Genomic DNA, 20,477 nt, shown 5'->3' on the forward strand with positions numbered 1-20,477 from the left:
CATTTAAAATACTTTCCATTACTCCTCAAAGTTCTCGAGCAGTCGCTCCCCTTTTTCAGTGAGCTTGTAGTAAACCCTTCTTCCCCTCTTGTACGCCTCTCCTATTAATCCAAGAGCCTCAAGTTCTTTTATGTGCTGATAAACTGCTTGATACTTCATTGGCTTTTCGAGGTTCTCCCAGATTTCATAGCCATACATGGGCTTCTCTCTTAGGAGCTTTAAAATTTCCAGCTTTGTCCCGCCAATTGAAAAACGCTCCCTCTCCTCTACATGGTAGCTCTTTAATCCCGAACCCGTAACTATCAAAGCTACTTTGTCCCCTTTTTCAAAATATCCACTTTCGTGGAGCTTTACCAAAGCCGGAATAACAACGGCCGAAGAATACTCAGCAAAGACACCCTCCTTAGCAAGAGCCCTTTCCCCAAAATCAAGCTCATCTTCCCTTACAACCACGGCCGTTCCATTGCTTTCTCTGACAGCTTTTATTGCAAGTTCCTTGTTTATTGGGTCTTTGACATATAACCCGAGGGCTTTGGTAAACTCCCTTCTGCTTTCTATCCCCAATATCTCAGCCGCTATTGGAGAGCAGTTTTCAGTTTGCACTGCAATTAGTTTGGGGAGCTCTTCAATAGCGCCAATTTCTAAAAGTTCCCTAAAACCCTTGTAGATGCTATAGATGTTGCTTCCACTTCCCGTTGGTACGATTACATGGGTTGGGTTTATCTCTTCCCATAGCTCAAAAGCGAGGGTTTTCTGTCCTTCAAGCCCGATTACATTGTTTTCGGGGGTTATGTCATAGAGACCGTTTAACCGGGAGAGTTCTCTAGCATATTCTATACACTCATCCACGCTCTCTCCATAGCGAATTATCTTAGCCCCAAAAGCTATCATCTGAATGAGTTTCCCTTTATCAACCTTCTTTGGCACGACAACAAAGGCCTCTTTATTGGCCCTAGCGGCGTAAGCTGCTAAGGAAGCTGCTGCATTGCCATCGCTGGCAACTATGAATCCATTGCCGGCATATGGCAGACCATATGAAACTCCTACCGTAGCAAGCCGATCCCTAAATGAGCCTGTTGGATTCCTCGTCTCGTCTTTAATAAAAACATCTATTCCAAGCTCTTCACCGAGTTTTGCTTTAACTAAAGGTGTTCCGCCTTCTTTTAGGGAAATTATTTTAGGCACACCGGGAAGTAGCTCTTTGTACCTCCATACTCCCCTCTCTCTGTTTTTCCATCTTTTGACATCCACTTTAGAATAATCATATGACACCTCAAGGAAAGCACCACATGAACATTTTGGGGGTATTATCTGTTTATACTCCCTTCCACAGTTGGGGCACTTTATCATCATCACCCACCAAAAAATTAAAAATCACTTGAGCCTGATGGCGTCAAGATTGTTGGGAGCCCTTGTAGAAATACCAAACTTCTTGTGGATACTTGAGGCAAGATCAAGGCACTTCTGAGGCTCTCCGTGAACTGTTATTACCCTTTCTGGTCTCGGCTTTACCCTTGCCACATAGCTCATTAACTCCCTTCTATCGGCGTGACCTGAAAATCCGTCTATCGTGTGAATTTCCATGTTTACTTGGATAACTTCCGTCTTTCCACCTTCACCGACTGTTGGTATCTCCCTTAGACCTCTTTGAACCTGTCTTCCCAAAGTCCCTTCTGCCTGGTAGCTTACGAATATCAGCGAGTTTCTAGGATCTGGAGCAAGATGCTTAAAGTACTCCACACTAGGCCCACCAACCAGCATACCGGAGGAGGCCACGATTATTGCGGGTTCTTCACTCTCTATTATGTCCTTCCTTTCGTTTGCATTTGCCACTGGTTTGAATATCTCATTTAAGAACGGATTATAGCCTTCGTGGAATATCTGATTCCTGAGGCCCTTGCTTAAATATTCAGGATATGCTGTATGGATTGCCGTCGCCTCCCATATCATGCCATCCAAGTATATTGGAACGTCCAAGCCTCCTACCCTCACGTAATCTTCAAGGGCTATCATTATCTCCTGAGCCCTTCCAACGGCCATTGCAGGGATAAGAACCTTTCCTTTGCGCTTGATCGTCTGAAGGATGACCTCAATAAGCCGCTTCTCAGCTTCTTCTCTCGGCATCTGGTAATCTTTGCTTCCTCCATAAGTTGATTCCATTATTAGAGTCTCAAGTCTTGGGAATTTTGCATTTGCTGGCTCAAAGAGCTTTGTGGGAATGAACTTGAAGTCCCCAGTCACGGCTATGTTGTGGAGACCGTTTCCAACGTGAAGGTGGACTATTGAAGAGCCCAGAATGTGGCCCGCATTGTGCAGGGTAAGTCTCAAATCTGGCGAGATGTCCCTGACTTCTCCATAATCAAGGGTTATTGTGTGCTTAACGACCTCTTTTATGTCTCTCATTCTGTAAAGGGGATCAATACCGTTGCTCTGCTGTATTTCAATGAAGTCCTTTTGAAGAAGAACCATTAAATCTCTTGTAGGCGGAGTTGCATAAATAGGGCCATCAAATAAGTTGTACCTGAAGAGGTAAGGCAACAGTCCAGAGTGGTCAAGGTGTGCGTGGGTAACTATTATTGCATCCAAGAGGCCTTCTTTAAGAACGTAAGTAAATTCTGGAGCATCAAAGTGCGGAAATCCCTTCTTGGGGTCATTCAACGCCGCAACGTTTACACCAAAGTCAACCAGCACAAAACTCTCATTTGTTTGGAGCAAGAGGGCACTTCTTCCAACTTCCCTGAATCCTCCAAGTCCCGTTATCCTTATCCAGTCACTCTTAAGTTCTGGCTTTCTGTAGATGTTTCTCCCAACCTGTCTCAGGAATTTTCTCCTATCTTTACTCTCAGACTGCAAAATCCCCCTAATAGAGTATATGGTCTGGGACTGCAAAGGAGGTGTTCTAACGACTTTTGGCGCCCAGTAAACTTTTTGGGTTATCTCTCTAAGCGTCTCCCCGTTCTTTCCAATCACAAGTCCGGGCTTTTTAGCCTCAATTATTACCTCACCAACAGAAGGATCGAAACTTATATTCGTTATTTCCGCCTCTGGCGGAACTATCTGCTTAATTAACTCCTCGGCCTTTTCAGGAGGAAGAAGAACATCCGGATCCGGCCTCACACTAATCCTCTTTTTGAGAACCTTTGCAAGGTTTTTTATAAGATCTCCATCCTGCATTACGACTTCAGGGTTTTTTACGTAGATAACCAGCTCCGGTCCCTCAAATTCAACTTCTGTTATCTTTGCCTCCTTAGGCACCATCTGGTTAATAATCTCCCTGATTTCCTTTAGAACTTCATCAACGTTTGTTTCTCTTTTTATCACACCAATCACCCCTAGAATCAAAGCTTCTTAATGATCTTCTCGACTTCTTCTTTAGAAAGCTCGCTATAACCTTCTTTTGTAATAACAACAACCATTATACCATCTCCAGTAAAGACGTCCCTTTTTATTGCGGTGTTTATAGCCTTTATGGCCAATTTAACGCCTTTTTTAACATTCATCTTTTCATCGTATTCGTTATCCAAAACAGAGTAAGCAAACTCCATACCAGAACCTGCAGAAACATATTTATCTTCAGTAATTCCTCCAGCCATATCAATCGAATAAAGACCCGGCTTCTCGTCGTAACCTCCTACTAAAAACCAGCCGAAGTAGGGGAAGTACCGTCTTCCATTTAAGATGTTAGAAGTCAGCGTTGCCAATGCCTTTGTGCTCATCTCTCTGCCAACTCTCGCTCTGTAAAGCTTTGCTTCTGCCCTCAAAAGCCTTACAAGGCTCAGTATGTCTCCTACACTTCCAGCTCCTGCTAGAGCTAAATGGTCGTCTATTTGGAATATCTTGCTAACTCCCTTGGATAGGATCATGTTGCCCAGTGAAGCCCTCATGTCCGCAGCTAATACCACCCCATCATTACAAACAATGCCTACTGTTGTTGTCCCTTTAATTTTGTCCAAAGCCAACACCCCTTTAGGATAGTCATTTTGCTTGAGAATAGAAACAAATGTTACAGTGGGGGTTTGACCGAGGGAGTATTTAAAGTTTTCGCAAAGCAACATGAGTTGCTCCTTTCAGATGGGCAGCTAAAGGAAAAAGCTTTTTATTCTATGAATTGTTTTACAGTAGTGTAACCATTGGGAGGTATGATAAAATGGGTGTCGAAAAAGTTCCCAAATACGATATACCAGTAAAGAAAGTTGAATATGTTTTTATTGAGCTGGAAAAGATGAAACCCCACGAGCAGCTCGTCCAAAAAGAGCTCGAAGCATTTATTGAAAGCGTAACAGGTTCGGGTATTTTCTGGAAACCAATGCTTTTGGCAAAAGTTCCCGGTGAAGATATGTACCTTATCGTTGATGGTCACCACAGGTGGGCAGGTTTAGAAAAGCTCGGGGCAAAGAGGGCTCCTTCTGTAATTCTCGACTATTTCAGCGACGATGTTAAAGTTTACACTTGGTATCCAGCGTTTAAGGGAGACCTCAACAAGGTTCTGGAAAGATTAAAAGCAGAGGGTTTGGAAATAGTTGAAGACGAAGAGGCTGAAGAAAAGGCAGAAAAGGGAGAAATAGCCTTTGCCCTCATTGGAGAAAAGAGCTTTGCCATTCCAGGTGGTCTTGATGAACAGAAGAAGGTCAGCAAAGTGCTTGATGAGATGAGTGTTGAGGGAGAGATAGAGCTCATTTACTATGGTCTCAAAGAAGACGCGAGGGAAGACATGGACAAGGGCGAAATTGACTATGTCTTCATCAGAAAAGCCCCAAGCAAGGAAGAGGTCATGGAGCTTGTGAAGAGAGGAGAGGTATACTCTCCAAAGACAACAAGACACGTTCTGCCATTTATACCGGATAAGATTGACGTAAAGCTCGAGGATCTCTTCTGATGTTCTTCCCTTTTATCTTGACGAGCTGAACGAACTGGTAGATAAAAATACAAAGCTCATAGTAATCAACCGGAGCCCTCTTGGACGAGAAAAGCTGAAAGGAATTCTACAGGGGCTTTATATTGATCCAAAAGATCAGGTGCCGTCGATAGTGGATATCTCCGACAGGTCAATAGCAACGAGCTCTTTCTCAAAGCCTCTCTCTAACGGCTCTACGCCTTGGATGGGTAGCCACATTCAGTGAAGAGGCTAAGGAGTCGACCCTTCATCGGAATTATACCACGATAAGCGTTGGCATTCTCATAGAAAAATTAGTCGCCCTTGCAGTCAAGAAAAGGAGAACCCCTGATAGTGACTGTTTTAATGCCGGAGAGAGACCACATGCTAATTGAAGGAACAGCGGCACTTCCAGTTGCAGCCTATTTAAAAGAGTTAGAGCGTTTTAGAGGCAGAAATATCGTTTTGGTTATCAGTGGGAGTAGGATAGGTTTGGGCGCCCTTAGAAAAATCCTGGGATGTTGAGCCGTCTTTTCCAAAACTTTTTATCCACCACTTCTTATATTCTTTCAATCGATGATGAGGGATCAACCGACTGAAGGATGATGAAGTCTAGCCTATCTGAGATGCATCCGGGGGATAGGGATGTTAAGGGTATTAATATTTGACGTCGATGAGACGCTTGTTTATTATGAACACTACAACGATGGGGAATGGTTTGAAAAATGGGGGAAGAAAGAGATAGAAAAACTTGGGATAAGCGTTGACCACGAAACGTACAAAAAAATGGTTAAAGGAGAACTCCCAAGGAGCTGGGTCGAAAAGCTTGGAGTTAATCACGTGGAATTCTGGAAAGCCATAGACAGGGCAAAGCTCAAGTACAGAAAATGGGCCGCAGAAAAGGGATTAATAAAAGCCTTCCCCGATGTGGATGCTTTGGAGAATTTCAAGCAAATGGGCTTAAAACTGGCAGCCGTTAGCAACGCTTCCCAAGATTGCACGGAATTCGTGCTGGAGCTTTATAACTTGAGGGAATATTTTGATGTCATTCTTGGTAAAGACTACAGGTATTTGGATGGCGCCAAGCCGAATCCCTATCTAATCAAAAAAGCCCTCGATGCCCTCGGAGTTCTTCCAGGTGAAGCTTTGGTCGTGGGGGACTCTGAATCAGATATCTTGGCAGCCCATAGGGCTGGCGTTAGGGCCGTTCAAGTGATGAGGTTTGGGAAAATGGAGGGGGCAGACTATTACGTGAAAGATTTGAACGAACTTGTACAGTTAGTGGGCTCATTAATGGATAAGGATTTATAAAGGAACGACCTAACTTATAATGCCCCCGCGCGAGGACCCACCCAATTAATGAAGGTGGGGGCGATGCGGGGGCAACAGCTCGGCCATAGCGAGGTCCCCACGGGAGGGCCTTCCGCGTTACGGAGCGCGATGACCGTGGGAAACCCTGGCCGAGTACACTTTTCTGGCCCGCCTGGGTTAAGCCGCTTGAGATTGCCCTATGGCTTCAATGAGAGCGGTCGTTACGGGCGGGCCACATTTATTAGAAAGTCTTTAATGGTTTAGAAATGGAGATTAGCTCTTCCACTGCCAGTGCCAGCTCTTCTGGAGTTCTGGGGTAATATGTGCCAATTTCATAATTTCTTTTAAGACTTGTTACGAGCAAATTTGCGGAGGACTCTATACTAGGCCCCTGATAATTTGTGGTAATTTTAGAATGCAAATTTTGATAATACCGAGGCTCAATATCAAAAGAGGGGGTTTTTGATATCCTCCTTATTACTTCCTTATTCTTTTGAGTGTTCCTGACAACAAGGATTATTTTGGACAACTCCTTATTGATGCTTCCAATAACAGTTATTAACCTCTCAACAGTACCATTTATCCATGGAGAGACTATTACCGGCTCCTCAGCATCATAAAGGACATCGGCTATTCCAGCATAAATTGTATAATCACCAGGCATTGTTCGAATTATATCAGAAGATTCAACATAATCCCTAATTAGCCTCTCTCCATCTTTTGTCAGTCTTATTTTATTGTCTCCCTTATCTATCAAACCCAAGTCTACAGAAAGCGGTATGAAAAGAGAACTTACGACAAATTTATTGTAAGGCTTTGCAACGTTCCCTCTCTGGAGGATCCCCAGCTGATAAAGTATTGATGTCCAGTGTTTCATTTCTCCTCCCAATTCTGAAGATATAACTTTTGGGCTTGCTGAGCCTTTATGGTCAATGTATCTCAGAAAGACTATCAGAGGATACCATTTTTTGAAAATCGTTCTTAGAACATTCTCCCTGTTTTCTGTATCTTCCTCCATTTGGGTTAACAAATTCTGACCATATGAGCTTATTCTATATTCTCTTCCAGAACTTTTGACCAAAATTCCCAGATGCCATAATAGCCTAGCGAAGTAATGCCCCTCTTTTCCAGTCTTAGCAAAGGGATTTTGACTGTTCTTTTTTAAGAAAGAGTCCATCTCGTTAGTGCTCACGATCTTTTTTGACTCAATGAAATTAAGAAGTTTTAAAAATGTATCTACATCAAACCACGCGATTCCATAGCTTGAGAAATAAATCTTGGCAGCATAATAAGGTCTACTTATGATAGGCACCACCAGAAAAATTAGGAGTTTTTCACAAAAATCATTTTCGGTGATTGGTGGGCCCGCGGGGATTCGAACCCCGGACCTCCACCTTGTCAGGGTGGCGTCATAACCAGTCTAGACCACGGGCCCGCCCTAAAAGTTATGGTGGACCGGCCGGGATTTGAACCCGGGGCCTCCGCCTTGCCAAGGCGGCGCTCATCCCAGGCTGAGCTACCGGCCCACTTCTTCAAGCCAGATACGTATCCTAGAAATGAGTTTAAAAACTTTACGCTAAAGCAACTTTTTAAAGGGAGCAAATAACAATAAGTGAGGTGATTCCATGTGGCATCTTCTATACCCCATGAGAACTTTTCTGATAGTTTCGGGGCGAGATAATGAAATAAACGTGATGGCAGCTGATTGGCTAACTTATCTCTCTACAAAACCTCCAATTGTTGGGATATCTATTCATCCGGCTCATCACACCCACGGCTTGATAAAGAAACACAGAGAGTTCGTGATTAGCATCCCTACAATAAACATGCTCAGAGACGTTTTGATTGCTGGAAGAAAGAGCGGTCCAGAAAAGCTCAAGAAAATGAGTGTAACCTTTATTCCGTCAAAGAAAGTAAAAACGCCAAGTATAAAAGAAGCTGCCGCAAACATTGAATGTAAGGTTATAGAAGAAAAGTCCTACGGCAATTATACCTTCTTTGCCGCGGAGATAGTTAACTTCATCCAAAACGAAGAAGCGTTCAAAAACAGTCAACCAGATGTAAAATTCGGCTTTATGGCGCATTTAGCTCCCGGCACAAACAAGTTCGTCGTATTTAACGAGGAAATATATGAGATTCCAACCAAAGACCTCTAACGGATTAAAAATAAAAAGAGACTCACTTACCTCCTTTCATTCTCTCCTGCAGTTGGTAGAGCTCGGCTATCCTCTGGACTGTATCCGCATCCTCTGGTCCCTTGTCCTCTCTTAGCGCAACGTATCTCGGGAACCTCAGTGCAAAGCCGCTCTCGTACTTGGGGCTCTTCTGAATCTCCTGATAAGTAACTTCAATCACAATCTTAGGCTCTATTTCAACTAACTTGCCGTGTTCCCTTTTTATAAAGGGTTTAAGCATCTTTGTGAACTCCACTAAATCCTCATCAGTAAATCCGCTTCCCACTTTACCAACCGGGACGAAATCTCCCCTAACGGGATCATATGCACCTAAAAGGAACGAGCTCAGGACTCCACTTCTCCTCCCTTCGCCCCATTCCGCGCCTATAATAACTAAATCGAGATTCTCCATTGTTGGCTTAATCTTTAACCACTTCTTGCCCCTGTTACCGGGCTCGTAAACTGAGTCGAGCCTTTTTGCCATTAGTCCTTCATGACCCAGGTCAAGGGCTCTGTGATAGAACTTCTCGGCCTCTTCTGGATTCTTTGTTATTAAGTTCTCCGCCACTTTTATCCATTCGTTTGTGGTCACAATGCTTTCAAGGGTCTTCCTCCTCTCTATGAACTGGACATCTATCATGCTTTTGCCATCAACGTAAAGAACATCGAAGAGGTTAAGCTCAAGGGGTATTTTTTCAACCATCTCATCTATGTTGTACTTCCTTCTAAATCTCCTCAACACGTACTGAAACGGCCTCGGTCTTCCTTCTTCCCCAACGGCGACGAGTTCGCCTTCTACAATAACTCTCTCCGGCTTTAAAGACTCTTTAATCCTCTCAACAACCTCTGGAATTGATCTCGTAACGTTTTCAAGACGCCTTGAATAAACGATAACCTTCTCTCCGTCCTTGTGAACCTGAACCCTCGCACCGTCATATTTAATCTCAAACTCCGCCTCTCCACCCATTTCCATTAGAGCCTCTCTAACGTTGGCTGCCATCTGGGCGAGCATCGGCTTAATGGGCTTCCCTACTTGGATTTCTACTTTCAAAAGACCTTCGTCTCCCTCAAGCCTTGCTACTTTAGCCACAAATCCAAAGTCACTCGTAAGCATGTAAGCCCTCTCAACAAGCTCAACCTTTACCCTAAACGCCTCCGCTATTGCATCCCTCAGCAATCCTTCTGCAACTCCCGTCCTCATGGTCCCAAGTATCGTCCTTGCCAAATACTTCCCTTCCTCTGGAGAAGCATCCATAAAGAGATTGGCGAGGTATTTCAGCTTTCTATCCTGACTCCCTTCGCCGGTGGTTTCGGCAACTTTAACTAAAGTGCTATAAACTCTTTTTATTGTAAGGGGTTGGGAGAAAAAGCTTTTTTGCTTCCTCTTTTGAAGGGCAAGGGTAACGCTTTCCCCCAAATCGCCAGTATCTTTTACGGAATTTTCTATCTCGTCACTATTTATTCCAGTGGCCATAGAAACGGCCCTTATCAATAGCTTCTCACCTACGCCAAGCTCTCTCTCATCCCAATCCGGAAAGACCTTACCGAGGATTAAATAGGGAATAATTTCCAACAGCTCTGGATCTTCAGCTTTCTTTAAAAATTCTGCCACAAATTTTGTCTTAAGGGTCTTCAGAGTCGTTTTCTCAAGTCTTTTATAAAGCTCGGCCAGTTCTCTGTATAACATAAACACCACCATATTGGAGTATCGTATCAAAGGATAAAAAGATTAATCCCTCTGCATTGGTCTGAACCTCAGGAATTCAAAGAATACAGTGGCTACGAAGCCTCCAGCAAATATAAGTGGGAGAGGGTATCCACTTTTTTCAAAGGCAAATAAGAATGCAAACCCTCCAGCAAACCCAGATGCAAAGAGACCCATTTCCCGCTGGTTGCTTTTGTTCAAGTATATTGCTAAAAGAAGGGAGAGGATTGAAAGGGTAAGATACACCGGGTTCATCCCCCTTCCCCCATCCATCTTTCAACACTAGGCCTCTGGGTGTAAACCTCACATATGTGGTACTCTTCTATGGAAAGGTCATCTAAGAGAGACTTCACTTTCTCTACCTCATTTTCCCTCAAAAGTGCAAAGAGGCTCTTTCCCAGCATTATCATTGATGATGGCAGGTGGAGAACCCTATCAATTTCATTGGCAATTTCCAAGAGCTCACCGGAGAGCAGACCCGTACGCTCAGCAAATCCTCTTGCCTCTTTCATCAAAACCTCAACTCTTGGATTTGAGAGAAGTGCGTTAAAGGCTTTCTCTCCCTCTTTCTCGATTAATCTAATAACGTCGCTGTCAAGCACCTCTCTTGTGGATAGCCTCCCCATCGGCACTGCCAGAACCTTGTATTCTTCGAAAAAGATGTTATCCACTACTCCAATCCCCGGTGCACCGGGTTTTATCCTAATTTCTATCCCTCCGTGAATTTGGGCTATAACATCCCCAAGGCCACCCTTGTGGATGACCTCATGCTTGTGGGCTATTTGAGCGGCTTGGAGAAAAGTTTTCTCTTTAAAGGCAAAAGCCAAAGAAAGGGCAGTCCCAAGAGCCCCACCGGCGCTGTTCCCAAAACCGTAACCGTTTGGAAAGTCAAAGTACTGCCAGATTTCAACCTCTCCGGTAAAATTCTCCGGGACGATCTCATTAGCGACGGAGTAGCTGATAATGGCATCTTCTTTTTTAACGGGTTCTCCATTAAAAGCAATGTGTATGTGCCTCTCTAAGCCTTCCCCCAAGCTTACAAAAACGTTGATTCCTCTGCTTAAATTTATGCCGGCTCCAAGTGAACCGGCTAAAAGAGGTTCTTCGTTGAATTTGGGAACAAAAAAGGCCGTAATGTGCGCTGGAATGAAAGTCCTTATCAGCATTTTCTCACCCCCATCTAAGTTGGGACGGATGTTTTTAAAGTTGAGCTTGGAACAAAGTATTGACGATAGAGATAAACATGTTAGAGTCCTTAAGGAATACGGGATTAAAAGGCTTTGAGGTAAAACAGATTGAAGAGCCGGGGACGTTATGGTAACCGACCAGGGTGTTATTTTTTGTTAGGGCTTCCCAGAGAACTAATGTAGAAGGTATAAAACAACTGGCTCGATATTCGCCCAATGTAAAAGTCGTAAAGGTCCCCAATATCGAAAATCTTTCACCTGCTTTCTGGAGTTAACTACCTCGGAAACAAGAGGATTGCAGTATCTCCCGGCGTAGTGGATGTGAGTTATTTCAAAGGATTCAAGCTCATCAAACAACATGCTCCATCTCGGAGAGAACAACCTATTGCTTCCAGAGGGATACCCAAAGACCGAAGAAAAACTAAGAAGAGGGGGATTTAAGCCGGTAACGGTAGATGTCTCCAAAAAGAAAGAAAAAGTTCATTCCTCAACAACATACACCGGCACTTTTCCGTGCGGAATGCCGTATTTCCTGCCGTACCACTCACTGAGAACGTACCATGCAGCTATTAAAAGTACTATGCCTGTTGGAAGTAAAATTGCCCAGCTGCGGATTCCTATAGCAAAGAGCAGGTACAAAATAACACCCACGCTCGCTGCTGTCACTGCATATGGGATTTGTGTATTTACGTGGTCTATGTGGTCGCTTCCGGAGAACATTGAACTCATGATTGTTGTATCGCTTATTGGTGAACAGTGGTCACCGAAAATACCACCTGCAAAGACCGCGCCTATTGAGGCATAGAGCACCGGGCCGATTTGTCCCCCTGTGATTTTGTATGCTAGTGGAATCGCAATTGGCATCAAAATACCGAATGTTCCCCATGAGGTTCCCGTTGTAAACGATATGAACATTGCAACCAAGAACACTATAAGCGGAACTATACCCGCTGGAATGTTTGCGCTGGTGGCCAAGTTTACCACATAGTCTGCCGTTCCAACAGCGCTTGTGGCACTCTTGATACTCCATGCAAGGACTAAAATTGCATTAGCCATCATCATCTGTTTCATACCTTGGACAATTGCAGTCTCGGCCTCTTCAACTGTCATCTGTTTTCTTCCAAGAACTAGCACTAATCCTACCAGCACCATGCTAAACGATCCCCACAATAGGGCTGTTGCCGCATCAGAGTTTGAAAGCACGCCCATCAAGCCCTTTTCTGCATAAGTTGCCCCTCCACCGCCGGTGTACCACATCCCATAGAGTGTTACAAAGACAAGGCTGAAGATGGGCAGGATAAAGTTCCAGACGTCTCCTCCTTCTTTTGGAGTTCCTAAATCTACTTCAGTTGTCATCAATGGTTTTGCTCCATCGCGGAGGACTTTACCCGTTGTTCTAGCCCTATACTCGGCATGGAGCATTGGACCATAGTGCCTGTGAGTATAAGCGACAATAAGCACCAAGAGTATCGCAAGTAGTGAGTAGAACCTGTATGGAACACTTGAAAGCCAAGCAGCATATGAGCCAAGAGTAATTCCAAGGCTATCGAAGGACTTGCCAATAAGCCCTATCTCATAACCGATCCACGTAGAGACTAAAGCTAATCCTGCTACAGGCGCTGCAGTAGAGTCATCGATGTAAGCGAGCATTTCTCTTGAAACCCTTGCCCTATCTGTTATTGGCCTCATGGTGTTACCGACTATGATTGTGTTGGTATAGTCATCAAAGAACACAAGAACACCAAGGAGCCATCCAAGTACTGAAGCTGCCCTGCTGTTGTTCACTCTCTTTGTCAAAGCTCTTGCGATTGCATGGGCACCTCCCGATTTGTAAATCAATCCAACTCCCGCTCCAATCAAGAAATCAAAAACCAAAATTGTTGCGTTCCAGCTCTCTGTTACATTCTCAATAACCCACTGCCAAGTGATTATTGTACCCGTTACTGGATTCCATCCGGAGGCCATAACTCCGCCAACCCAAACACCAGCAAATAAAGCGAACAACACCCTTTTGGACCATATAGCCAATATAATGGCCACGAGTGGGGGCAGCAAAGACAACACCCCAAAGTCCGACACTCCTTACACCTCCATATACATTTTTCGTGAGCCCAAATTTTTCGAACTCTTTATAAGTTTTTCGCAAATATTGTTGTCTCTTTGATAATTTTCGAAATTTTTTGTATATTTTCCACGATTTACTGAAATAAATTCGGGATAAAATGTTGCAGGGTTTTGTTCCTCACTGCATGCTAATGGCATATCGTGTTTAACATTATACAATAATGCTTTCTTACCATAAAAACGTTTTCCCAGCGTTTTTTGACACTTTTTGAAACCCTCATTGAAAGTTATTGGATTAAAGAGAATAATAGCAAAAAAGAATTCGGAGTAAAATTACAAAGTTAAGACAAGCTTTCTAGTACCTCTTTCAGCTTTTTAAAGTCTTTTTCAAGCTCTTCTCTAAGCTGGGGCTTATAGAGGGCAACGGCCGGGTGATACATTGGCATAATGACAACCTTCCCGAAAAGGGTTCCAGCTTCAAGTATCTTCCCATGCATCTTACTTATGGGCTCGGCTTCAAAGCCAAATTTATTAAGGATGTAAGCCATTGAATATCTTCCCAGGGGGACTATGACCTTCGGCCGGATTATGTCTATTTGTTTATCTAAGTAAGGAGAACAAGCCTTGATTTCTTCCTCGGTTGGATCTCTATTGTTGGGAGGCCGGCACTTTACAACGTTGGTGATGTACACCTCTTCGCGTTTAAGCCCAACACTTTCCAAAAGCTCATCCAGCACTTTCCCGGCCCTTCCAACAAAAGGTAAGCCCTTTTGATCTTCCCAGTAACCCGGGGCTTCTCCGACAAACATTATTTTAGCATCATAACTTCCCGAGCCGGGGACAGCGTTTGTCCTTAATTCTCCCAACGGACACTTTTTACAAGCTTTTATCTTTTCTTCAAGTCCCTTCATAGCTTCACTTTTTCCCATGCTTAACACCCAGTCTCTCTTGAGAGAGATACGCCGTTAAAAGTTCTTTCCATGCCGTGTAGTATCCTTTCTCATAATCGTCCCTAAATTCATGCTGGAGTATGCTCTCAAAATGTTCAAGGAGTTTTTGAGCTTTTTCATTGTCCGGATTTCTTACAAGCTGGACTATCAGAGAGTCGGTGTCATTGTCATTTAACGCAGATAAAAAGCCATTTATAGCCTTGCTGTATCCCCTACCCCACTCGTCATCTCCCACTATCTTCTCAAGTTTGTCCAGATGAGCTTTCGCCTTGGTGTAGTCTCCCTTCATCAGCGCTCTGAGGAACATCTCCATTCTCATCTCCCGTGCTGGCATTTTTCACCACCATCTTATTTGGGAGTCTCGGTCTTTTTAACCCTTTTCAAGGGGTCGCACATATAGGGAAGAGACAATATTATAGGGCCTTTCGTGTATCTATGAAAGTAAATCTTCATATTTACGCAAAAGTTTTTATACTCCATACTTGTAAAAAACTCGTAGAGGTGATTAGAATGGAAGAGATAACAGAGGGAATACCAAGTGGGGAGAGAGAATTTGGTGAGCTTACTAAAAAGGTTCGCGATCTCATCGAATACCCCGAAATAGGTGAAGAGGAATTTCACGAGCTCCTTACAAAAGCCACCAAGGGTTACGGTGGAGCTCTCCCCCACAGAACTTGGTCCCTCTGCCCAGAAACTAGAAAAGTTGTCCCTGCCGTGGTCTGGGAAAAGGATGGAAAAGTGTGGATAACGAAAAAATGCCCAGAAGGCCTGATAACTGATGTTTATTATGAAGACGTTGAGATGTATAAGCGTTTTGAGGAGTGGAGGTATGACTTTAAGATAAAGAGCTACAACGTTGAGAACACCGGCGTAAACTGTCCCTTTGATTGTGGTCTCTGTCCAAGGCACCGCTCCCACACGAACCTGCTTAACATAGTTCTGACAAATAGGTGTAATTTGAGCTGCTGGTATTGCTTCTTCTATGCCAAGGAAGGCCAGCCAATTTACGAACCTACCCTCGAGCAGATACGCATGATGCTCCGCAACGCAAAGAAAGAGCAACCCGTTGGAGCTAATGCCGTCCAGTTCACTGGAGGGGAGCCAACACTGAGGGATGACCTCATAGAGATCATAAAGATTGCAAAGGAAGAAGGCTACGATCACGTTCAGCTTAACACTGATGGAATAAAGCTCGCCTTCGATCCGGAGCTTGTGAAGAAGATTAGAGAAGCCGGCGTCAATACCATATACCTAAGCTACGATGGAATGACCCCAAAAACAAACTGGAAGAATCACTGGGAGGTTCCGTTGATCTTCGAAAACGTGAGAAAAGCCGGCGGCCCTGGAATCGTTCTTGTGCCCACAACAATAAGGAACGTAAACGACCATGAGCTTGGAGCTATAATCAACTTCGGCCTCAATCACCTCGACATAGTCAGAGGAGTCAACTTCCAACCCATCTCCCTTGTGGGAAGAGTCCCAAAGAAAGAAAGAGAGCGCTTCAGGATTACCATTCCCGGGGCAATAAAGAGAATAGAGGAGCAGACCAATGGCACTATAGCAAAGGAGGACTGGTATCCAATACCGATTGCCGGCCATATTGCGAGGTTTTTTGAAGCGTTTGCAGGCAGAAAATACTATATGACATCCCACTTTGGCTGTGGAGCTGCAACGTATGTGTTCCTTGACGAAGACAGAGTGGTTCCAATTTCGAGATTCCTCGACGTTGAAGGCTTCGTGGAATTCCTTGAGAGCAAGGCTGAGGAGATTGAAAAATGGAAAACCTTGAGAAGACTTCAGAAGCTCAAGCTTGGGGCGGAGATATTCCTCAAGTTCAGGAGCTTCTACGACGAAAAATATGCTCCAAAGAGCTTTGACGTGTTGAGGATTATAAGAGAAGCGTTCACCCACGGAACTTACGAGGCACTTGGTCAGTTCCACTACAAGACGCTCTTCCTCGGAATGATGCACTTCATGGATGAGTACAACTACGATGTTGAAAGGGTGGAGCGCTGTGTAATTCACTACGCAATGCCCGACGGAAGGATTGTACCCTTCTGTACCTTCAACGTGATTCCAGAGCTCTATAGAGACAAGGTCCAAGCCCAGTTTAGCTACACCTGGGGAGAATGGAAAGCCCTCCACCCAGACTGGGAGTACCAGAAGGACAAATACGTGAGAACCAAGGAGTTCGTTGAAAAAATGAAGGAGAGTGAGCTCTATAGAAAGACTTACATTGACATAAAGAACTACTTCGGGTGATGACGATGAGGAGGGTAGATCTCAAATTCAGCAAAATAACCCCTGACGAAGCCAGAGAAATGCAGTACAAACTCTCACTCGATTTGGCAGTTTATAGGGTTTTTATCAACGGGTACTCAAAGAGCGGTTACGTGATATTTGACGAAACAAAATTGCCAAAAGAGAAGCTTTTGGCGATGCTTAAGCCCTTTGAACCGGAGGTTATCAACGAGAAAGAGCTAACTCCACAAGAGCTCATAGAAAGCAGTCTGAGCTGGAAAAACACAATAGCTGCTTGATTTTCTTTTTAAAATTTTAAAAACAAAAAAAGCTAAAGGAGCTTTATTCTTATTTTTCCTGCAATATCTGGTTCCTCCAGCTTAAATGAAACTATCCCGCTGAATGAGGATAAATCAATAATGTTTCTACCGCTTTTTATTCCAATGAACTCCTCATAAGCCCTCTCAACCGGGAGCGAAAGATCATACTCGTATATTGTCAACAGGTTGTCCTTGCTTGAGTGTATTATCAGCTCGGCCTCTCTATATCCGTCGAGAGGTATTCCTCCAAAGGCCTTTGCCCCAAAGAGCTTGCCCGCTTTTGCCAAGGCAGAGGTGTTGAGGGAAATGCTGAGTGCGGGAGGCTTTCTATGTAGTACATCTTCGTCAAGAACAACGATGTCCCTATTGCCAGTGTCAAAAGGCGTCGCTTCCAGAGCCCCTGTGTTGGGAGTGGTGTTCGTTCCAAGGAGTATCTTTCCGAAGGCCTTTTCTATACTTGTTATCCTCGCACCAAAAACGCCCACCACCTTAATCATTGGGGGAGCCACATAAAGAAGCAAAGAGGGGGCGTTTATGGTGTTTGTAAATTTTGCCATAACCCTACTCCCCTCATCCACCGGTCTGTAGATTGCATCATGATGGGCATTGTAAGCTATCAGTATTCCTCCCCCTATTGGAAGAGCGTTCGTTCTCATAGGGGCATAGAAGCTTGGAAAGTCCAGCAGTCTAAGGAAGACCATCTCCTCACCGTTAAGGGGATTGCCCACAAACATTCCTCCCCTCACAAAGGCAAAAACCCTGTTGTATGCGCTCTCCATATCACCCAGAACTGGCCTCACGGGAGGATTTCCGTCCACAGAGCTCACAGCTACTGGAAATACTTCCCACTTTCTCGTAACTAAATCAAAGGCATGTAATTCTCTCACTCCCCACTCGAAATTCTTTCCAACCCCGAAGAAGACGGTGTCGTGGACAAGAGTCCCCTTAAGGCTCGGATTTTCATTGAGAAGCTTTGCCTCCCCGGTTTTTCTGTCAAGTTCATATATACCGAGGTTTGCATGCCCATCTTCTCTCGCTATTAGGAGCTTGTCCTCATAGGGATCGTAGATTATATCGCTCACTTCCCCCGCCCAATCGGTTTTATGATGGATAGAGTCTTTCCAGAGAAGCCTTATTTTGTCGTTTTCTGTATCGTATTCGTGAACGTGGGAATATTTGTTGACAAAACTTATTGTCGATTTCTCGTTCTTTCCTTCATAAACTGCCGGGGCATGAACCCAGCCCCCAAAGTAAATAAACTCATCAACGGTCTCAACCGCATTGTAGGTGTCTCCTCCCGAAGTTGGCCCTTCACCAACGAGGTCAAACTCGTAAACCTTCTTTGAGTCTTCCCGTATAAAATGCGCCTGAGCTTCAAACGCCACCGTGAAGTACAAAACGCCGTTGTGATACCTTAAACCAAATATTCCACCACTTCCCCATTCGGGACCATAACGAGGTGGAAACCTGTTTAGGTGTTCCAGTATCTTCACAGATATCACCATTAAAAGTTCCCCCCAAAGATTTAAAACATTGTGCAAGCTGTGGGGGAGAGCATCACCACTCTTTGCCATTTTTTCAAAAAAATTGTCAAAAAACTTAAATTTTGTGCACTCCCAATGGAAATGGTGAGCGAAATGATACCAAGAACAATGAGTACCCAGCATCCTGACAATGTGTATATACCCTTCTTTGCTCAGGAGCCCCAGCTGAGTGGGGAGGATGAAATAATTGAAGCGTTCTATGCTTTTAGCGTTCTTGGGGTAGAGGAGCAAATGTGGGACTTTGAAGGAAAGGAAGTGGATGAGTTTGTTGTTAAAAAGCTTCTGGAGAAATATCCTCATTTCTTCCGAAAGCACAGGCTTGGTAGGGACTTCAGAATAACCCCCCGCGTGCCAAACCCGAGCGTGGAGAAAGCAGAGGCAAAGCTCTTGCTTGAAACCCTTGAAAGCATTCCTAGATCTGCCGATTATGCAAGGTTATTTTACGGAGAGAAAGTCGCCCCAATTTTTGAAGTCATCTTGCCCATGACAACCTTCTCAGAGGAAATCGAAAGGGTGTATGAGCTTTACAGAAGGTATATCATAGGAAAGCAGTACAAAAGGGTGTACGACGTTAAAATCTATGAATGGATTGGAGAGTTTTTTCCGGAAGAGATAAATGTCATACCCCTATTTGAGACAAAAGAGGCCATCCTGAACTCGCATGAAATCCTGGAGGAATATCTAACCGGAAAAAACTTTGAGTACCAGAGGGTGTTTTTAGCAAGAAGCGACCCCGCAATGAACTATGGCCTCATAAGTGCGGTAATGTACGACAAATATGCTTTATTCAAACTCCAAGAACTTGAAGAAGAGCTAAGCATCCCCCTATATCCAATAATCGGTGTTGGTGGAGCCCCTTTTAGGGGACATTTCACACCCAAGAATGTCGATGCAGTAATGGAAGAATATCCAAGCGCCCAGACCTTCACCGTCCAAAGCTCATTTAAATATGATAATGAGCCTAAAGAAGTTATCAAAGCTATTGAAAAGGTAAACGATACAAAAAGAAAAGAAACGCAAGCAATTGATGAGAAGATATTTGAGATACTCGACAAATATGAGGAAGAATACACCAAGGAACTTAAGATTCTCGCCCCCTATATACGGGAGGTTGCAAAGGCTGTTCCCTCAAGGAGGAAAAGGAAGCTTCACATAGGGCTCTTTGGATATTCAAGGGAGGTCAACGGAGAAGCCCTTCCAAGGGCTATAAAGTTCACGGCATCTCTGTATTCCCTTGGAATACCCCCGGAAATCCTAGGATTAAGGGCACTGAGCGAAGGGGAGCTGGAGAGGATAAGTGAACACTACAGGGGGCTTTATAATGATATATCTTTTGCATTAAGGTTCTTTAATCCAAAAGCAGCCTCCCGTTTTAAATTTCTGGGGGATATAGCCAAAATGCAAAAAGAAATGGGCGTAGAAAAGGATGAAAGGCATTTAAGCATAACCACCCAAATACTGAATGGAAAAATTGAAGAGAGCCTTGTGGTAGAGGCAGCCAGTATCAGAGGATTTCTCGGGTAAGCACTGCGATTTTTCTTTATTCTTTGCGTTTTTACGTGAAGTACTCCAATAGCGGCACAATAAAGCTCAGACACCTGCCACCTACAAGGGGCCTCAAGAACTCAATGAACCTTTTTCAGAGGTTATTGAGGACGAAAAGGTTGAGGTCGAGCCTATAAGAAGTTACTAAAAATGACCTTGAAAAATTCTTGGTAGTTCTCTACTATGTTGGATCGAGAAATGTTCTCCGGACTCCGAAAGAGGCTATCTGGTAAATGAAAAATTAAAACTGAAAACCCCAATCCCCTACCCGTGAGGTAATCCCTCCACATTTACAGCCGGAACCGCTCCTAAAATCCTGAGGGCCAAGCCTTTCAAAATAGCACTCCGAATAGGTTTCAACAAGAAAGCATCGGATATTAAAGCGTCTTTTTTAAGTAATCAGCAGGAGGAAACTTATACCGAGCATAAATATCCTCTGTAAGACCACCAAACTCCTTTTCTCCAGTTATTAGTACGCTCGAGCTTTTGGCTGCTTTGATGAACTTCCTTGTCTCGCTGCCTTTTCTACCGTATAGTCTGAAGTCTCCAGTGTAGGCCAAACT

19 protein-coding genes and 2 tRNA genes are annotated in these 20,477 nt (G+C 44.1%); 7 read left to right on the forward strand and 14 right to left on the reverse strand.

The window, feature by feature from the left end:
* Window positions 1–18: 18 nt before the first annotated feature.
* Genes ADU37_RS03665 through psmB form a run of 3 tightly spaced genes read right to left on the reverse strand, consistent with a single transcriptional unit; the run spans window position 19 to window position 3,962 of the window.
* Window positions 19–1,350, reverse strand: a complete 1,332-nt coding sequence (locus ADU37_RS03665; protein ID WP_203226277.1) for a pyridoxal-phosphate dependent enzyme — start codon at window positions 1,348–1,350, stop codon at window positions 19–21.
* A 24-nt stretch (window positions 1,351–1,374) separates the two neighbouring features.
* On the reverse strand, window positions 1,375–3,321 hold the full coding sequence (locus tag ADU37_RS03670; protein ID WP_058946342.1) for a beta-CASP ribonuclease aCPSF1: 1,947 nt from the start codon (window positions 3,319–3,321) through the stop codon (window positions 1,375–1,377).
* Between the two features lie 17 nt (window positions 3,322–3,338).
* Window positions 3,339–3,962 (reverse strand): archaeal proteasome endopeptidase complex subunit beta, encoded by a 624-nt coding sequence (gene psmB, locus ADU37_RS03675; protein ID WP_058947620.1) that lies wholly within the window; start codon window positions 3,960–3,962, stop codon window positions 3,339–3,341.
* Between the two features lie 185 nt (window positions 3,963–4,147).
* Between psmB and serK the strand changes: the two genes are divergently transcribed.
* The 3 genes from serK to ADU37_RS03685 all read left to right on the forward strand — a co-directional run bounded on the left by serK (window position 4,148) and on the right by ADU37_RS03685 (window position 6,184).
* The gene (serK, locus tag ADU37_RS03680; RefSeq protein WP_058946343.1) at window positions 4,148–4,876 is read left to right on the forward strand and encodes an L-serine kinase SerK; all 729 of its coding nucleotides are present in this window, start codon (window positions 4,148–4,150) and stop codon (window positions 4,874–4,876) included.
* A 381-nt stretch (window positions 4,877–5,257) separates the two neighbouring features.
* The gene (locus ADU37_RS11250; RefSeq protein ID WP_203226263.1) at window positions 5,258–5,398 is read left to right on the forward strand and encodes a hypothetical protein; all 141 of its coding nucleotides are present in this window, start codon (window positions 5,258–5,260) and stop codon (window positions 5,396–5,398) included.
* 120 nt (window positions 5,399–5,518) lie between these two features.
* Window positions 5,519–6,184: an HAD family hydrolase gene (locus tag ADU37_RS03685; RefSeq protein ID WP_058946344.1), complete on the forward strand. Its 666-nt coding sequence runs from the start codon at window positions 5,519–5,521 to the stop codon at window positions 6,182–6,184.
* A gap of 241 nt (window positions 6,185–6,425) precedes the next feature.
* On the opposite strand, the gene ADU37_RS10910 is transcribed toward ADU37_RS03685, so the two are convergent.
* From ADU37_RS10910 to ADU37_RS03695, 3 genes are all read right to left on the reverse strand, one after another.
* Window positions 6,426–7,499, reverse strand: a complete 1,074-nt coding sequence (locus tag ADU37_RS10910; RefSeq protein WP_144433190.1) for a hypothetical protein — start codon at window positions 7,497–7,499, stop codon at window positions 6,426–6,428.
* 42 nt (window positions 7,500–7,541) lie between these two features.
* Window positions 7,542–7,619, reverse strand: a tRNA-Val gene (locus ADU37_RS03690).
* Window positions 7,620–7,632: 13 nt separating this feature from the next.
* Window positions 7,633–7,710: transfer RNA gene (locus ADU37_RS03695), tRNA-Ala, on the reverse strand.
* 99 nt (window positions 7,711–7,809) lie between these two features.
* On the opposite strand from ADU37_RS03695, the gene ADU37_RS03700 reads away from it, so the two are divergent.
* Window positions 7,810–8,340: a flavin reductase family protein gene (locus ADU37_RS03700; RefSeq protein WP_058946345.1), complete on the forward strand. Its 531-nt coding sequence runs from the start codon at window positions 7,810–7,812 to the stop codon at window positions 8,338–8,340.
* Window positions 8,341–8,362: 22 nt separating this feature from the next.
* On the opposite strand, the gene ADU37_RS03705 is transcribed toward ADU37_RS03700, so the two are convergent.
* The 6 genes from ADU37_RS03705 to ADU37_RS03730 form a co-directional block, all read right to left on the reverse strand.
* Window positions 8,363–10,045 (reverse strand): ATP-dependent DNA ligase, encoded by a 1,683-nt coding sequence (locus ADU37_RS03705; RefSeq protein WP_058946346.1) that lies wholly within the window; start codon window positions 10,043–10,045, stop codon window positions 8,363–8,365.
* A gap of 42 nt (window positions 10,046–10,087) precedes the next feature.
* On the reverse strand, window positions 10,088–10,318 hold the full coding sequence (locus tag ADU37_RS03710; RefSeq protein WP_058946347.1) for a hypothetical protein: 231 nt from the start codon (window positions 10,316–10,318) through the stop codon (window positions 10,088–10,090).
* The gene (locus tag ADU37_RS03715) at window positions 10,315–11,229 is read right to left on the reverse strand and encodes a pantoate kinase (RefSeq protein WP_058946348.1); all 915 of its coding nucleotides are present in this window, start codon (window positions 11,227–11,229) and stop codon (window positions 10,315–10,317) included. Before ADU37_RS03715 ends, ADU37_RS03710 begins: the two co-directional genes overlap by 4 nt.
* 501 nt (window positions 11,230–11,730) lie before the next feature.
* On the reverse strand, window positions 11,731–13,329 hold the full coding sequence (locus ADU37_RS03720; protein WP_058946349.1) for a Na+/H+ antiporter NhaC family protein: 1,599 nt from the start codon (window positions 13,327–13,329) through the stop codon (window positions 11,731–11,733).
* 326 nt (window positions 13,330–13,655) lie between these two features.
* Window positions 13,656–14,243, reverse strand: a complete 588-nt coding sequence (gene udg / locus ADU37_RS03725) for a type-4 uracil-DNA glycosylase (RefSeq protein ID WP_058946350.1) — start codon at window positions 14,241–14,243, stop codon at window positions 13,656–13,658.
* On the reverse strand, window positions 14,230–14,598 hold the full coding sequence (locus tag ADU37_RS03730) for a hypothetical protein (protein ID WP_058946351.1): 369 nt from the start codon (window positions 14,596–14,598) through the stop codon (window positions 14,230–14,232). Before ADU37_RS03730 ends, udg begins: the two co-directional genes overlap by 14 nt.
* Window positions 14,599–14,774: 176 nt before the next feature.
* Here ADU37_RS03730 and tes point away from each other — a divergent pair, with 176 nt between their 5' ends.
* Both tes and ADU37_RS03740 read left to right on the forward strand, forming a co-directional pair.
* Window positions 14,775–16,526: a tetraether lipid synthase Tes gene (tes, locus tag ADU37_RS03735; RefSeq protein WP_058946352.1), complete on the forward strand. Its 1,752-nt coding sequence runs from the start codon at window positions 14,775–14,777 to the stop codon at window positions 16,524–16,526.
* 5 nt (window positions 16,527–16,531) lie between these two features.
* Window positions 16,532–16,804 (forward strand): DUF3213 domain-containing protein, encoded by a 273-nt coding sequence (locus ADU37_RS03740; RefSeq protein ID WP_058946353.1) that lies wholly within the window; start codon window positions 16,532–16,534, stop codon window positions 16,802–16,804.
* A 32-nt stretch (window positions 16,805–16,836) separates the two neighbouring features.
* On the opposite strand, the gene ADU37_RS03745 is transcribed toward ADU37_RS03740, so the two are convergent.
* Window positions 16,837–18,330 carry a DUF2139 domain-containing protein gene (locus tag ADU37_RS03745; RefSeq protein WP_058946354.1) on the reverse strand — a complete coding sequence of 498 codons (1,494 nt, stop codon included), beginning with the start codon at window positions 18,328–18,330 and terminating at the stop codon, window positions 16,837–16,839.
* A gap of 132 nt (window positions 18,331–18,462) precedes the next feature.
* Between ADU37_RS03745 and ppcA the strand changes: the two genes are divergently transcribed.
* Window positions 18,463–19,893, forward strand: coding sequence for a phosphoenolpyruvate carboxylase (gene ppcA / locus ADU37_RS03750; RefSeq protein WP_058946355.1), 1,431 nt, complete (start codon window positions 18,463–18,465; stop codon window positions 19,891–19,893).
* Between the two features lie 398 nt (window positions 19,894–20,291).
* On the opposite strand, the gene ADU37_RS11260 is transcribed toward ppcA, so the two are convergent.
* Complete coding sequence (locus tag ADU37_RS11260) at window positions 20,292–20,474, reverse strand: hypothetical protein (protein WP_058946356.1); 183 nt, start codon at window positions 20,472–20,474, stop codon at window positions 20,292–20,294.
* Window positions 20,475–20,477 lie beyond the last annotated feature (3 nt).

The organism is Thermococcus sp. 2319x1, assembly GCF_001484685.1.
GTDB lineage: Archaea > Methanobacteriota_B > Thermococci > Thermococcales > Thermococcaceae > Thermococcus_A.